Source organism: Barnesiella sp. B2-R-119 (assembly GCF_023656675.1).
GTDB lineage: Bacteria > Bacteroidota > Bacteroidia > Bacteroidales > Barnesiellaceae > Barnesiella > Barnesiella intestinihominis.
This window is the reverse complement of sequence record NZ_JAMOKL010000003.1, coordinates 25,246-40,099: the sequence shown is the minus strand read 5'-3', so window position 1 is coordinate 40,099 and position 14,854 is coordinate 25,246. Positions and strand designations below refer to the sequence as shown.

General features: G+C 43.8%; 10 protein-coding genes. All 10 read right to left on the bottom strand.

All coding sequences use genetic code 11. From position 1 onward, the window contains the following. Window positions 1-27: 27 nt before the first annotated feature. The 10 genes from xseB to porU (NBH06_RS06470) all read right to left on the bottom strand — a co-directional run bounded on the left by xseB (window position 28) and on the right by porU (NBH06_RS06470) (window position 14,787). Window positions 28-231 carry an exodeoxyribonuclease VII small subunit gene (xseB, locus tag NBH06_RS06515; protein ID WP_008862491.1) on the bottom strand — a complete coding sequence of 68 codons (204 nt, stop codon included), beginning with the start codon at window positions 229-231 and terminating at the stop codon, window positions 28-30. Window positions 232-238: 7 nt separating this feature from the next. Then, a complete protein-coding gene (gene xseA, locus NBH06_RS06510; protein WP_046411732.1) occupies window positions 239-1,504 on the bottom strand; it encodes an exodeoxyribonuclease VII large subunit in 1,266 nt (421 codons plus the stop codon). Beyond that, the gene (locus NBH06_RS06505) at window positions 1,501-3,099 is read right to left on the bottom strand and encodes a S8 family peptidase (RefSeq protein WP_195634602.1); all 1,599 of its coding nucleotides are present in this window, start codon (window positions 3,097-3,099) and stop codon (window positions 1,501-1,503) included. The genes xseA and NBH06_RS06505 overlap by 4 nt, the downstream gene beginning before the upstream one ends. After that, on the bottom strand, window positions 3,096-4,205 hold the full coding sequence (gene mnmA, locus NBH06_RS06500) for a tRNA 2-thiouridine(34) synthase MnmA (RefSeq protein ID WP_250793412.1): 1,110 nt from the start codon (window positions 4,203-4,205) through the stop codon (window positions 3,096-3,098). Before mnmA ends, NBH06_RS06505 begins: the two co-directional genes overlap by 4 nt. 603 nt (window positions 4,206-4,808) lie before the next feature. Next, window positions 4,809-5,285 (bottom strand): 2-C-methyl-D-erythritol 2,4-cyclodiphosphate synthase, encoded by a 477-nt coding sequence (ispF, locus tag NBH06_RS06495; protein WP_250793410.1) that lies wholly within the window; start codon window positions 5,283-5,285, stop codon window positions 4,809-4,811. Then, window positions 5,282-6,487: a type IX secretion system outer membrane channel protein PorV gene (gene porV, locus NBH06_RS06490; RefSeq protein WP_046415574.1), complete on the bottom strand. Its 1,206-nt coding sequence runs from the start codon at window positions 6,485-6,487 to the stop codon at window positions 5,282-5,284. The genes ispF and porV overlap by 4 nt, the downstream gene beginning before the upstream one ends. Before the next feature lie 52 nt (window positions 6,488-6,539). Then, complete coding sequence (gene porU, locus NBH06_RS06485) at window positions 6,540-9,950, bottom strand: type IX secretion system sortase PorU (protein WP_250793407.1); 3,411 nt, start codon at window positions 9,948-9,950, stop codon at window positions 6,540-6,542. A 16-nt stretch (window positions 9,951-9,966) separates the two neighbouring features. Beyond that, window positions 9,967-10,584 carry a fumarylacetoacetate hydrolase family protein gene (locus NBH06_RS06480; protein WP_250793405.1) on the bottom strand — a complete coding sequence of 206 codons (618 nt, stop codon included), beginning with the start codon at window positions 10,582-10,584 and terminating at the stop codon, window positions 9,967-9,969. 5 nt (window positions 10,585-10,589) lie between these two features. Continuing rightward, complete coding sequence (locus NBH06_RS06475; RefSeq protein WP_046411720.1) at window positions 10,590-11,237, bottom strand: redox-sensing transcriptional repressor Rex; 648 nt, start codon at window positions 11,235-11,237, stop codon at window positions 10,590-10,592. A gap of 115 nt (window positions 11,238-11,352) precedes the next feature. Then, window positions 11,353-14,787, bottom strand: a complete 3,435-nt coding sequence (porU, locus tag NBH06_RS06470; RefSeq protein WP_250793403.1) for a type IX secretion system sortase PorU — start codon at window positions 14,785-14,787, stop codon at window positions 11,353-11,355. Window positions 14,788-14,854: the final 67 nt, after the last annotated feature.

Genomic DNA, 14,854 nt, shown 5'->3' with positions numbered 1-14,854 from the left:
GTGTTAAGAGCCATTTATATATTCTGTTTAATCGTTCAACTCGGCCAATATTTTTTGGAGAGCTTCGTCGGTCTCGAATAATTTGGATTTGCAGAATTTCAATAATTCGAGCGAACGTGTCGTGCATTTTTGCAGCTCGTCTATTTCGTATTCGTTGTTTTGTAATTTGTTTACAATCGTTTCCAACTCGGCTATCGCATCGGAGTAGGAGAGAGTCGTTTTTTTAGCCATATATATTTTATTTTGTTTTCGAAGGTTCTGTTTTTTCTATCCGGCTTGTCGTTTTGCCATCGGCAAAGATAGTCTCTATCGTGTCTCCGGGAGATAGCTCTGCGACACTTTTAACGACCCGGTTGCCGTGGAGGGTCAGGCTGTATCCTCGTTCGAGTAGTGACTGGGGAGACAATAGCCGGACAGTCTTTTCCGTATGGTCGAGCTTGTTCCTTTCCGAATCGATAACGGCTCGTAAAGCGAGTTTGATTTGTTGGGTTAACAATCCGGTTTTATGTTTTTCTCCGAGTATCAGTCGTTCGATGAGCAGTGGAAGTGTGGAGGCCGTGCGTTGTATTGTCTGCTTTTCCCGGTCGATTCGATTACGGACTTCTGAGTTGATCGTGTGAGACAGATTGACGGCATATGTGTCGGCTTCGTGCATACGAGCGATAATCCATTCGGCTGCCGCCGTAGGGGTTTTTACCCGTGTGTTGGCTACCATGTCGATAACGGTGTCGTCTCGTTCGTGCCCGATACCGGTAATGACAGGTAGTGGGAATTGGGCTACATTGACGGCCAGAGGATAACTGTCGAAACTATTCAAGTCGGACGTCGCTCCGCCTCCCCGAATGATGACGACACCATCGAACAACTTTTCGTGCCGGTTGATTCGGTCGAGGGCATGAATGATAGATTGTTCTGTTTGGTCGCCTTGCATGGCCGCCGGGAAGAGAACAGTGTATATTTTGTACCCGTAAGAATTGTTTTGTATTTGATTCATAAAGTCGCCATAGCCGGCGGCCGACGGAGAAGATATGACCGCTATGCGTTGCGGCAGTATCGGCCACGTGAGCTCTTTGTTCATGTCGGCCACTCCTTCTTCCCGAAGTTGTTGCAGTATGGCGGCTCGACGACGGGCCGCATCTCCCAACGTATAAGCAGGATCGATATCGTGTACGGTCAGGTTATAACCGTATAGCTCGTGAAAGGAGATACTGACTTGTATGAGTATTTTGATACCCGATGTGAACAGTTGTCCGGTCGACTGCTCGAACCACGGTTGCAATAATCGGAATGTCGTCGCCCAAATGGTGGCTCTGGCTTTGGCTACGGTTTTCCCGGATTGTTCTTCTTTCTCGATCAGTTCCAAATAACAGTGACCGGAAGGGTGTATTCTCGCCTCGCTGATTTCGGCGCGTACCCAATACCGTTCCGGCAAAGACTCTTGTAGGGTATTGCGCACGCAAGCATTTAGTTCGAGTAGTGAAAATTCTTTTTTCCCGGAGGTCATAACCGTTGTATTTTTTGAGTCCAATAATTTGATTGACAGCGGGCTGCCAGTATATATATTCCTTTTTTCAATGTGTACAAGGGCGTTTCGGAATTTTCCGAAACATTATACTCTTGTATAATAACACCTTCCAAAGTGTATATGTGGAGGGCAATCGAGGTCTCGCCGATCGGTAGCCTTTTTATTTTTATGATGGGGATTCCTTCTCTGTAAATGATTTGTAGAGGAATATCCCCTTTTAGGGAGGGTTCGATTCCCGTTCCTTGACGATAGGCTGCATAGAAATCGGGTATGCCGTATCCCATGACGGAATCGGGTGTTAAAGATTGCGAACTGTTATTTTTGATAAGTCCGACGATTTCCTGTGCAGAAAGGTCGGGAAGAGCTTGTCGCAGACAGGCTGTAAGTCCTGCTATTATCGGTGCGGAAAACGAGGTCCCGTCTTTCCATGCCGTGTTTCCTTCGGAAGTTATTGTTGCGGCGGTAACCCCGATTCCCATGATATCGGGCTTAATGCGGCCGTCGGCCGTAAATCCCCTGCCGGAGAAATATGCAGGTTTCAGGTTGGGTGAAACTGCTCCTACCGTGAGAACGCCATCGACATCGCCCGGAAAAGTTATCTTTCCCCAGTTGTTACCTCCTTCGTTCCCTGCACTTACCACGATGAGCAATCCTTTTTGTACTCCCATAGCGGCTGCTTGGGAAATAAATGCCGATTTGCCGTCAAGTTGATCCCATGTGTGGTTGAACCGGGAATCGTCGAATTCGGAGTAGCCGAGAGAAGAGGTTATCACATCGGCTCCTATGCTGTCGGCATATTCGAGAGCCGCCACCCAATAATCTTCTTCTGCCGGATATTCCGTATCGGTATCTTCCGAACGCAAGAGCCAGTATGCGGCATCGGGGGCTGTACCGATAAAGACGGAACTGTCTTTAACCAACATGGTCGATAGGACGGACGAACCGTGTGTATCCCCGTGTGTGAAATCCATTTTCTTGTCTATGAAGTCCTGGTTCCCGACAATTTTATTTTGGTCGAACTTGGGGTTGCGGTCTGCGTTGAGGAATCCTCCATCGATGACGGCGATTGTCATTCCTTTTCCGGTGAATCCTGCTCGATGTAATTCGTCCCCGTTGTGTACCTCTATTTGCAGGGTGGCATCTCCGTAGGGATTCTCGGATTCCGATTCGATTTGTTTCTGTCTTTTTTTGAGGTTAGAGACTGGTTGTACGGCTACTCCTAAACTTTTGTGCTTTTTGACGAACGACAGAGAGGCGATTGCCGATAAGTCAGCTGTATCGGTCAATACTATGGTGGCGGTGTTCAGCCATTTCGATGTGGCCAATATACGGGCTCCGAGTTCCGAAAGTTTTTTTAATCGGACGGGGTCTATGGGTAAATCGGTGGAGTCTATGGGAATATTCTGTTTTTCCCGATGGGCGATAGCCTGTTCCGATAAGAATTTCTCGGGTTCATCGACCGAGTGAACCGATTCGGGCTTGTCGTTGAACCATATCCGGTATTGTTGCTCTTGTGCTATATTATTGGCTGTGAAAGCGATGAAAAAGGATAATAGCAGTATCGGGCGTATCATAGAGCATACTTTTTTAATAACCGTTGATCGGCAATGATTCCACCGCCGATAATACAGTCGTTCTGGTAAATGACTGCCGATTGCCCCGGAGTTACCGCCGAAGCATCGGATTGAAAGCAGACTATCCATTCGTTAGGAGTTTCTCCTTTGCGAAGGGTCGCTGGTATAGCCGCACTGCGGTAACGAATTTGAACGTCGACCGGTTCCGATGTATTCAGAATGCCGGGTATGGTTTCGATAACATCGGTAATAACCATATTCCGGGTGAGCAGTTCCGACCGTTCTCCCAACCGTATCGTGTTTTTTATCGGATTTATGCGGGTGACGAACATGGGCTTCCCCAAAGCTATCTCCAATCCTTTGCGCTGCCCTATGGTATAGAATGGGAATCCTTTGTGCTGTCCGAGCTTCCGTCCGGCGGCATCGATAAAATATCCTCCTGTCACTTCCCGGTCTAAGTCGGGAAGTTGTTCACGTAAAAAGTCCCGATAGTCTCCCGGTATGAAACAAACTTCCATACTCTCTTTTTTTTCGACTTTTTCGTGGAATCCTTTTTTCTCGACGTATTGTTTTATTTCCTCTTTGGTGATGTCGCCTAACGGGAAAATGGTTCTGGCAAGTTCCTGCTGTCCGAGTCTCCACAAAAAGTAAGATTGATCTTTTTTAGGATCGGCGCCTCTGTTTAGTATGAAGCGATTATTTTTCCGTGAAATCCGAGCATAATGTCCGGTGGCGACCCATTGGCAATTCAACCGGTCTGCTTCCTGCGAGAGGTAATGCCATTTGAATTGTTTATTGCAAAGAACACATGGGTTGGGAGTATTCCCTTTTAAATATTCGTCGGTAAAACTTTTTATGACCGTTCTCTTGAAATCGTCTCTTACATCGAGAATGTGGTGTTCTATTCCTATCTTCTCTGCCAGTTCTTTGGCCTCTATGGCGAATTGAGGAATCGATTGTCCTTCGTTCGGGAAATGTCGGGGTAAATCCCACATGCGCATGGTGAGACCGATCACTTCGTACCCTTGTTCTTGTAATATCATGCATGCGGCAGAGCTGTCGATACCACCGCTCATGCCTATCAATACTCGTTTGTCAGAATCCATAGCGTTTCATGTTGCTGCAAAAATACGGAAAGGTGAAAACCGAATAAAATGTATTCGCTCATTTTTATGTCGAGTTGTATCCTGTTTCGCATCTATTGCAAAAATAGCGAACTTTTACGAAGCCAGATACAATCTGTTCATAAAAACGTATATGTTGAGAATGTTAAAAAACGGGGAGTTTTTGGACGTCTCATGGGAAAAAGAGTATCTTTGAAAAAATATTGGAAATATAAGCGTTTAGAATATTACCTCTATTCGGAATCAGCAAAATTCTTTTTATGGTGGGGTAATAGACAACTAAACGCCTACGCTTGTTATATGGACAAGCGTGGGCTGGTTGTTTATCCACCAAAGGTTTTGCTGAACCTCGAATAGGATAAACCATCAGGCTCACGCTTTTTTATTTTAAAGTTTTGTGGGTTTATTTTTGTTTAGACGAGATTACGAAAGAGGGGATTTTCCTGTTTATTTTCTGCGAAAAGACCATGAATTGAACTTGTGGGCTACTTATTGGGTCATAGCCCTTTTTTTCTGAGAATTGTTTGGTTAAAGAAATCGCAGAAAAGAGAAGAGAAAGCTGTTGATTTTACGGCTTTCTCTTCGTTATTTTTCCAAAAGTACTACGGCATAAGCAGAAATTCCTTCCTCTCTTCCTGTAAAGCCTAATTTTTCGGTAGTAGTGGCTTTAATGGATATATCTTCAAGATCGATGCCCATACATTCTGAAAGTGTTTTTTGCATGAGAGGAATATGAGGGTTGAGTTTAGGGTGTTCGGCGCAGACCGTTATGTCGGCATTTCCTATCGAAAATTCTTTTTCTCGAATGAGCTCCACGGTCTTTTTTAGTAAAATCTTGCTGTCTATGTTTTTATATTCGTTGGCCGTATCGGGGAAGTGAAATCCTATGTCGCGCATGTTCGCCGCTCCGAGCAGGGCATCGCATAAAGCATGAATAAGAACATCGGCATCGGAGTGTCCCAAGAGTCCGAGGGTGTGCTCGATACGTATTCCTCCTAACCATAATTCCCGTCCTTCGACCAATTTGTGGACATCGAATCCGAAACCTATACGTGTTTTCATCGTCTTCCCAGAAGGTCTTTAAGCCCGTCCATGTCGAACGAGAGAGTGAAACGAAGTGTTTGATCCAAAGGACTTGTTTGTGCTGTTGCCACCATATATGCCGCATCTATTTTCAATACGTTCAAGGAAAATCCGGCTCCGAAAGAAAAATATTTGCGGTTTCCTTTGTATTTGTTTTCATTGAAGTATCCGGCTCTCAGGAAGAATTGTTGATTGTAAGAATATTCGGCTCCTATCGAGAAGTTTATTTCTCGAAGCTCCTCTTTGAATCCTCCCGGAGCATCGGTAAACGATTTGAATATACCGGATATGGGTGAGGTATTTTGCCATTTCTCTTTGGCTTCTTCATACTCTTCTTCTGTTTCGTAATTGGAAACTTGAGGGGTAGAAGGAACTAATAACTTGTTGAGATCGAGGTTCAACGATAGTGTGTTATATTCGGCTAATGGAAAAAGAAACGATGTGCCTATTTTCAAATTAGTAGGTAGGAATGCGTTTTCATTACCTCCGTCATAAGATACTTTGGTTCCGATGTTGGAGATATTGAAACCCAAAGACCATTGGCATTCGTTACGACCTATGATGGGGTAAGTCGTGTAGTATCCCGATATATCGGCGGCGAATGCCGATGCACCCGATGCATCGGAAACACTCGATTCGTCGTAATGAAACCCTAAGTCGGAATAAATGTAACGGAATACGACACCCATAGAAAATTTATCGGACAATTTGCGGGAATATCCTACATCGAAAGCCATTTCATAAGGGGTTATGCTATTTTGTGCGTTTCCTTCTTGATCGGTGAGTACGATTTCTCCCAATGAAAAATAGCGTAAAGAGGCACTTAATGCCTGTAAATCGCTGCTTCCCAATTTCCAATACCCCGCTAAATAGGCCAAATAGATGTCGTTTACCAGTTTGCGTAACCACGGCGTGTACGATAGAGATACACCTGCTTGGCTGTAAGCGAAAGCATATTTGGAAGGGTTCCAGAATTGAGAGTTTGCATCGGGGTCGGTGGCGACACCTAAGTCACCCATCGATGCTCCACGAGAATCGGGGGTTATGCTTAGCGAAGTGACTCCTGTATTGATGGGGTTGAATTCATTCTTGGTCGAATTACCGTTGGCTGCAAGGGCATATACCGGCAAGAATAACGATACAAGAATAATTGTTATAATATAAAAAGACAGTCTTTTCATCTTTGCTGACGTTACGAATTACATGTATATAATAAACAGAGAATCGTGGGGATTATTGCGTGATAACCACGATTTTTTTAGCGGGTGTAACGATTGTCCCGGCAGATGTTTCGAAATAACCCTTGCAATAGTATTGACCGGCGGATACTCTTTTTCCGTTGTTGTCTTGGAGATTCCAGGTCAAGGGGAATAGGTTATTCTCGGTCGTTTCATACGACCAGATTTCTTCGCCTAAGGTGTTAGTAACAGAGATTCGGGTATGTTTCGATTCTGTGACGTCGTTCCCGTTTTGGTCCTGACACGAGATTGTCGCTCTTTCGGTCGCCGGTTCTTCTTCAAGGGAGATGGTATATGTTTCGCTGTTCTCTTTGACTTCGAAGGCTATGGTTACTTCCGATGAATTTCCTAAGGTATCGAATACTTTGAATGTAAGTGTATGCAATCCATTACTCAGTCGGGGAAGGGGATATATGAATTCTCCTTCGGGAATCTCGCTTTCTGCGATAGGCTTGTAATAGCGAGCGATGTTTTCTTCGATACATGCGCCATCGAGCGATAAGGTCATTTGTTTGCCTAAGCTGTTTCCGCTCCATATACCGGAAGGGTCCGAGAATTTACAAACGAACGTGGCCGGATTGTTTACTAATATTCCTTCGGTGAAGGAATCGTCGTTAATTCCGGCGAACTCGATGTCGGGGCCTTGTATATCTTCTGTTATCGGTTCGACAGCCGTGCTGACGATTAATTTATCGGTATATCCGTTGGCTTCTCTGCCCGATTCGTCATAGGCGTACAAATTTAGCAGCCCGGATTTTCCGGAATGTGAATTGTCAATCGGGAGTGTGACGGTGATTCGGAATGTCCCGTTTTGTATCGTGCCTTTACCGGTAGTCAATAAATCGGGGCGATGCGTATAAGTCCATGTTTTTTTGTCTTGATGTGCCAATGTGGTGAACTGTTTTTCTTTGTCATATAGGTTATAGTATATATAACCGTTGAAATCGGAAAGTAGCTCATTTTGGTGAGATCGTATTTCACCCTCCACCGTATAATTTTTGCCCGGAATCATTTCGATATTTTTTTTGCCGCTATTTCCGTTTATGCGGGTAACTTGTATGGAATGTTCGGGGTAAGCAAGTTTTAAAGCCGGGTCTCCGATAAGAACGTAGTTGAGTTTGTTCTTGTCGATTTCGGTGTTGAAATCTCGTTTAGCCAGTTTTAAAACATCTCCGATTCGTAAAGGAGAACCATTGGAATCCCGTTCTAAGAGTCGCTTCATTAATCGTCGATTGATTTTATCGTTTCCATCGGTATAAACCACACGGGTAGTCGTTATTAAGGCTATGGCTCCGGCAGAGGGGTTGAGGAATACGTTCTCTCCGGCTGAAACGTCTTCTGCGTCGAATTGGCAGTAGTCGCATGTGATAGTGATAAATAGGGGTAACCGCGTATTGGTAAGATGGTCCATTTCATATCGGGAAAATAATCCTTCTCCGGTAAACCCTACTTCGGGGTCATTGTGTCCTATATAGTTGAAGACGAGCATACCTTCATTAAATTGTTTCATCAACTCTCGATTGGCTTCGGGGTATTTTTTTGTTTGGGGATCCATGTAATAGGAGTCGATGTATATTTTGTTCACTCTGAATCCCAATCTCGGTTGAGAAGTATTTTTGAGTAAAAGGGTGTCACTTCCTCTATCGGCTTGTTCGGCGTGTATCGCTTCGTCTCCATCGTCGGCAGCTATGCAGATATTGTTTTTCCATGAGGAGAAGTCTTTGTCGTGTACATATCGATATAGTTTATCTACTACCAATCGTGCGTTTTTAATCGAGGAAATGGGAAAACGACCGATTCCTAAACATACTTTATCGACCTTTATTTCTTCGCCCGAATTGTCTTCCAAGAAACCGAAATAATCTTCTATAACGAATGATTCTCGTTCGTCGATACTTGTTTTCGATTGGTAGGTAAGTAACATGTTGCATTCGGGTGAATGTAACTTTTCCATAGATTTGCGGTTGTTGTAAGAACCGTCTCCGAAAAGAAGCAGATAACGCGGACGAACGTTTTCATTACCTTCGGCTCTGTCGTAAAACATTTTCATTAATCTTCGATAGGCCGAGGCATCGGGTGTTCCCGATGAAAATTCGTTGAAAATTTTTTCTTGTTCAATAACTGCGACGGTTAGTCCTTCTTCTCTGTGCAGCTGAGCTACGCGTTCGGCTTCTGTCTGTAATGCTGCCGGGGTGATGATCGTTAGTTCGGGGATATTCAATGCGTGTAAGTTTTGGTTTTCGATTTGCCGTACGAAGGACGGAGAAGGAAAATTTTGTTCCGGGTCGAACGCAATGAACTCTCTGAGCTGAGCATCTTCTGGTGTAAATGAGGTTGTGTTGTTATCGAATGAGGTTGTAATGTTTTTCGGTCTATGGGGCGTAGTGACGTCCCAAACCAATGTTGTGGCTGTACTGTTTTCTATTCGGTAATAATTGTCGGTTTGCCGGTTGATAAAACGAAAGCAGACTTGCCCGTTGTATAATTGTAACTTACGTTTATAATTGAGTCTGATGTAATCGAGATATGCCGATAGGGTTGTTCCAGTACTGGCGTAGCGAAGGCTTATCGTTGATTCTTCCTCGGCTCGGTTCACTGTTTTAAGTGGGGAAGCTACTCGAAGAAATTCATGGCTATCGTAATATTTTGTGATTTTGTTCGAGGTATTGGTCGGTAATTCGGTCCCATTGTAAGAAATGTGTATATACCCTTCGCTTCCACTGATTTTTGCTCCGAAAGATACTCTTATTTTTATCGGAGAGGGTTGTGCTCCCGATAGGTGAAACGTGAAGTCTTGATTCGAATTCGATAGAAAATCTTCACCGAAGAAATTTTGTCCCGTTTTGCCTACCGATATTAATTCTTTTTCGTGTAGGGCATAGTCGTCGAATACGGTAATCGGGGTATCGATTTCGGTCGGTAAGGAAGATGATATGGTAGGAAAGTCGGTAGATTCGATATTCCTATCTGTCAGGAAATAGCAGGCATATGTAGAATAGGGGTGAAGCCGATGTACAAATTCTTGACTGGCAGAATCGAAAGACCATTTGGTAGTGCCTTGCGAATAAAAATATAGTTTGTTGTTATGTCGCCAAAGCGGAATTTGCGGTAGGTCGTCTATGTAGTTATCGCTGTTTGCAAACAGTTCATCGATAACGGTTCCTCCATATCCGAACAGTTTTATTTTCGAAGGGTCTGTAAAACCCCAAGCCCTCAAAGAGTCTTCTGTTATTTGGTAAATTCCTGCATCGGTTGTCGATATCTTTACCCAATTGCCTTCCGCTAATATGGAGTTTTCCGCATAGTCTTGTCGATCTCTTCCGTATGTAGGTTGGAGTAAAATATAAAAACAAGCTATAATGGATAATATTCGTTGTTTTTGTGTTCGCTTAATCGTATGAGGCATTGGTATAAACTAATGGCTATTTAACAAAAAAATCGAGTACTTTTGTTTCTTCCAAATATCCTTCGAGATGGTCTCCTATTTTTACGAGTCCTACTCCTGCCGGTGTCCCGGTAAAGATGAGGTCTCCTATCTTCAAGGTATAGAATTGGCTGATATAAGCGATGAGTTCATCGATGTGGAAAATCATATCTTGACTATTGCCTTGTTGTACTTTTACTCCGTTTATAAACAAAGAGAAATTTATATTGTCGGCTTTGGGTGTTTGTTCGGGTAATGGAATGAATTTTCCGATGGGAGCCGAGTTGTCGAATCCTTTTGCAATGTCCCACGGATTTCCGTTCGCCCTTGCTTCGGCTTGCTTGTCTCTGGCCGTGAAATCGATACCTACCGTTACAGAGTCGTAGTATCGATGTGCAAATTTACCGGCTATGTTTTTCCCTAATCGGGAAATGTGGAAAACCAATTCGGTTTCGTATTCGATACGGTCGGAGAATTGAGGTAAAAAAAATGGCTTCCCGTCTTTTAGTAAAGCCGTTTCGGGTTTAAAAAAAATGATGGGATTTTGAGGAGTTTCTTTTTGGTTCATCTCTGCATTGTGTCCTCTATAATTCCAACCGACGGCAATTATTTTCATGAGATTTACTTGATATTATTTAACCGATTGAACATAACGGCTAAATGAGCATAAATAGATGTATTTTGAATAACTATATGTTTGGGAACTCGAATCCGGTAAGGGGTAAAGTTCCAAATCGCTTTGATACCTCCGGCTATCATCTCTTCTGTCGCACTTTGAGCCTTGTCTATCGGGACGGTCAAGATTCCTATTTGTACACCCAACTCTTTTTGCTTTTGAGCGAATTGAGACAGGGGATATACCGGAATATGATTAATGAAGGTTCCTGCCAACTCGGGTTTGACATCGAACCCGGCAACGACTTCGAGACCGTATTGCGACAATCCCGAATCTTGCATGAGCGCGGCCCCCAAACTTCCGACTCCGAAAATGAATGCTTTGTGCATAGACGTGAATCCGAGAAATTCTTCCAGTACAGCGACTAACGAATTTATTTCATAACCGACACGTGTTTTCCCCGAAATATTGATAAAAGAGAGGTCTTTGGCTATTTTCGACGAATCTACGCCTATTTCCTTTGCTATTTGTGTGGAAGAAACATATTCTTCTCCTTTTGTTTGTAGCAATTTTATATAAGCCAAATACCACGGAAGCCTGCGAAGCGAAGGCTCCGGTAATTTAATTGTAGATTTCGATTCCGAATTATACATCTTTTTGACTGTTTGATATACAAAGATATAACAAAATACTGAAATTTGGTTCAAATATTTTTTACTCGATCCCTTAAAAGGGATCGGCGATGTATATCCTTGTCGAAGAAACAGTCTATTCTCTGCCGGTCACACAGAGTTTTTTCGAACGAGTGGTTTCGTGTTCGTTATCGGTCGATATAATCGCTTTGTACAAGTAGATACCACCGGGAACCCGAGTTCCGCTACCGTCGGTCAAATCCCATGTAATCGGGTAGGACTTGTACATGTCGGAGAGACCTTTCCCCGTATAACGCCATACTTCTACTCCCATCAGATTATATACCGATATGGTTACGTTTATCACGGCATCCGGTCTGTTGTGTCTCAAATAGAAATTTGTCGAAGTGCTGGCCGGGTTACGATCGGCATACAAGTCATAAATAACAGGTTTTAATCCGGCCTTTACCGTAAAGCCTATTTCGGTTTCCGACGAATTGTTTTCGGTGTCCCACACTTTTAATCGTAAAGAGTGTTCCCCTTCGCTCAGTCCGCTCAAAGGGTATGCGATAAACCCTCTGCCGAATTCGCCCAATGCAGGTTGGAAGTAAGAAGATACGTCGGTATATACAGTTTTATCGTCTAAGGTAATAGTCATCTGATGCCCGATACCGGCATCGGATATGTTTATTCCCGATTCATCATACACCTCGGCCATAAACAGAGGCGATTCGTTGACCGTATCACCGTATTTGAACTCTTCGGAGTTGAGGTAGGCAGAATATATCTGCGGACCTTCAAAATCTTCGTTCGAGTCGTCGTTAAATCCTCCTACGATAAAGTTGGATTCATTGCCGTTTCCCTCTTGACCTTCATCGTTATAGCAATATAGATTTATCAATCCCTTGTCATCGGCAAAGTTGATTTCTCTCGGGACTTTGAATGAAATTTCAAAAATGCCGTTGACGATAGAGTCTTTTCCCACATAAAGGCGGTTGCTCCTTTCTTTAAATTCTATGGCTTTGCCTTCCTCTCCATAGCCGTGGGTTACTACGGTTACTTCGGAATCATAGACTGTCGGACAGATGATACCGTTATAATCGGTCGCTTTTTCTCCGCCGGGGGTATATATCTCTCCCTTTATAGAAACGGAGTCTCTCGCTTGTATGGTCGGTGTGGTTTGAGTGATGTCATGCCCGTTTATTTCGGTTACCTTAATTTGGTAATCGGGGTATAATAATTTTAGAGCCGGATCTCCCAATAGCGTGTAGTTCAGTTTGTTGCTATCTGTTTGTGCAATGTTGCATTTCGCTTCACGCAATATGTCGCCGAGTCGTGGATACTCGTGATTTTCATTTTTCTTGAATATTTGTTGCGCGACACCACTATTGAGATAGTGATTGTCGCTGATATAAACGACTCGGGTCGTGGTGATGAGGGCTATACCTCCTCCGTTCGGATTCAGGCAAAGGATTTCTCCACCCGATGTTTCTTCGTGATCGTAACGTCCGAAGTCACAAGTCGCTGTGATAAATAGTGGCAACCTTTTTAAATACATGGATTGAATGTCGCCTATATTCAACAAATCTTCATGTGTCCATGCCACGGTACTGCCGTGACCTATATAATCTACTACGAGAACGCCGTCATCTAAAATTTGTAATAATTTTTTCTTGGCCGAAGGGTATGTTCGTCCCGTGGAGCCTATTTCTGCCGTGTAAGCATCCGTGTAGACTTTGTTGATGAAACAGTGGGCATCGCTATTCTCCATAATGCTGCAAATCTCTTCGGCCTGTTCCATGTGAATGGCATAATTTTCATCGTCGGCGACGACAAGAACCTGATTTTTCCAAGAGCCCTTATCGTTATTCTCTATATAATTGTATAATTTGGATACCACATCTTTGGCTTCTTGTTCGCTTTTTATGGGCAAACGGCCTATATTGACACGGAGTTTATCCGACGCTATTCTATTCCCGGAATCGTCGTCGAGGAATCCGAAGTAATCGTCTGTCGTATAGGATTGACGTTCGTCTGTTCCGCTGCCGTGCTGGTATGTGAGGAGTGTGGGGTATTTCACATATTTACCGGTTTCTCCTATTTTTCGGTTATCGTATAATCCTTTTCCAAAAAGCAACAAGTATAAAGGCTCTCCGTCGAGGCCGCCTTTTCGATCGAAAAACATTTTCATCAGTCGTCGATAGGCTGTCGCATCGGGTGTTCCCGAGGAGAATTCGTTGAATACGGTTTCATGGTCAATGACAGCTACCTCCATACCGTCGTTCTCATTATGCAATCGAGCGATGCTTTGGGCGTAGGAGATATATTCTTTGGGCGTGAGAATAACCATGTCGGGGGTTGTCAAACCGTGTAAATTTTGGTTAGGTACTTTTTCAATAAACTCTACCGAGGCAACGGTAGCTTGTTCGTCGAATGCAATGTATTCTTCATTTCCTTTCGTAGGCACGAAACGTGCATTACCGTTGTTGACGTTGGGTTTGATAGAAACGGGATTCAGAGGATCCGATATATCCCAGATATGAGTCGTCGTCGAGTAACCTTGCAGGTTATAGCAACTGTTCGCAGGGAGCTGACCCAGCCGGAATTGGATACTTCCGTTGTATAATTGCAATTTTCTTTTATAGTTGAACCGAAAATAATTGAGACGGGCCATAGAGAGAGAACCTCCGTTTTGTCGGAAAAGGAGCGTAAAAGCCAGTTCCTCGCTGTCGAGGTCGATTTCTTTGAGCGTCGAGGTCATTCTTACGAAGTCATAAGAACTGCTCGATCCTGCTCCTATATTGTCGGTGTTGCTCGATGGAAGAGTTTGTCCATTGCGGGTAAAGACAAGTGTGGCAGTTCCACCTAATATTTTCGCTCCGAAAGAAGTTCTTAATTTTACGGGAGAGGAATTGTCTACACCGGGAAGTTCGAATGTAAAACTCTTAGATGTCGTATAACGGAAATCGTCGCCTAAAAATAATCGTCCTGTCGAACCGGGAGAATATAATTCCTGTTCGTACACGGCGTGTTCGTCGAATGAAGTTATGTCCTGTAATCCGGTCGTTTGTCCCCCTTCCCGTTCGGCGATGGTCGCCGATTGATTTTTACTGTCGGTCAGGAAATAATATCCTGCGGTAGAATATGTGTTTTGTTCATGGTCGTATTCTTTGGTTTTTTCGTTATACGACCATGAAGTGGGGCCTTGTGCGTAGAACAATATTTTACTGTCGGTGCGTATGACGGGTAACTGATTCAGGTCGTCTATATCGTTCTCAGAAAATGTTTCGGGTAGCATGGCGCCTCCGTATCCGAAAACGGTCACGGCCGAGGGGTCGGAAAATCCCCATCTACGGAGTTCCCGATAGGTGATTTGGTGAATACCGGATTCGTAAACAGCCACTTTTACCCAATATCCGTCGGCGAGTTGCGATTGGGTCGCATAACGGCTGGGGTTGAGTGCAAACGATGTCTCTATGGTAAAAAAGAGCGTACTTATGCACAGCCATATACGCAATAAGGACAAACGGTTTGCAAGGAATATATCGTGATGTCTCGTAATATCTTTCATCGTATTTTATATAACGGGAAATCGCTCGGTTTATTGCTGAATAAAAAGCGATGCGGGTTGTTTCGTA

Bases quoted from the DNA above. Each gene is read 5' to 3' on its own strand.
- xseB (WP_008862491.1), bottom strand. From the start codon at position 231: ATGGCTAAAAAAACGACTCTCTCCTACTCCGATGCGATAGCCGAGTTG.
- xseA (WP_046411732.1), bottom strand. From the start codon at position 1,504: ATGACCTCCGGGAAAAAAGAATTTTCACTACTCGAACTAAATGCTTGC.
- NBH06_RS06505 (WP_195634602.1), bottom strand. From the start codon at position 3,099: ATGATACGCCCGATACTGCTATTATCCTTTTTCATCGCTTTCACAGCC.
- mnmA (WP_250793412.1), bottom strand. From the start codon at position 4,205: ATGGATTCTGACAAACGAGTATTGATAGGCATGAGCGGTGGTATCGAC.
- ispF (WP_250793410.1), bottom strand. From the start codon at position 5,285: ATGAAAACACGTATAGGTTTCGGATTCGATGTCCACAAATTGGTCGAA.
- porV (WP_046415574.1), bottom strand. From the start codon at position 6,487: ATGAAAAGACTGTCTTTTTATATTATAACAATTATTCTTGTATCGTTA.
- porU (WP_250793407.1), bottom strand. From the start codon at position 9,950: ATGCCTCATACGATTAAGCGAACACAAAAACAACGAATATTATCCATT.
- NBH06_RS06480 (WP_250793405.1), bottom strand. From the start codon at position 10,584: ATGAAAATAATTGCCGTCGGTTGGAATTATAGAGGACACAATGCAGAG.
- NBH06_RS06475 (WP_046411720.1), bottom strand. From the start codon at position 11,237: ATGTATAATTCGGAATCGAAATCTACAATTAAATTACCGGAGCCTTCG.
- porU (WP_250793403.1), bottom strand. From the start codon at position 14,787: ATGAAAGATATTACGAGACATCACGATATATTCCTTGCAAACCGTTTG.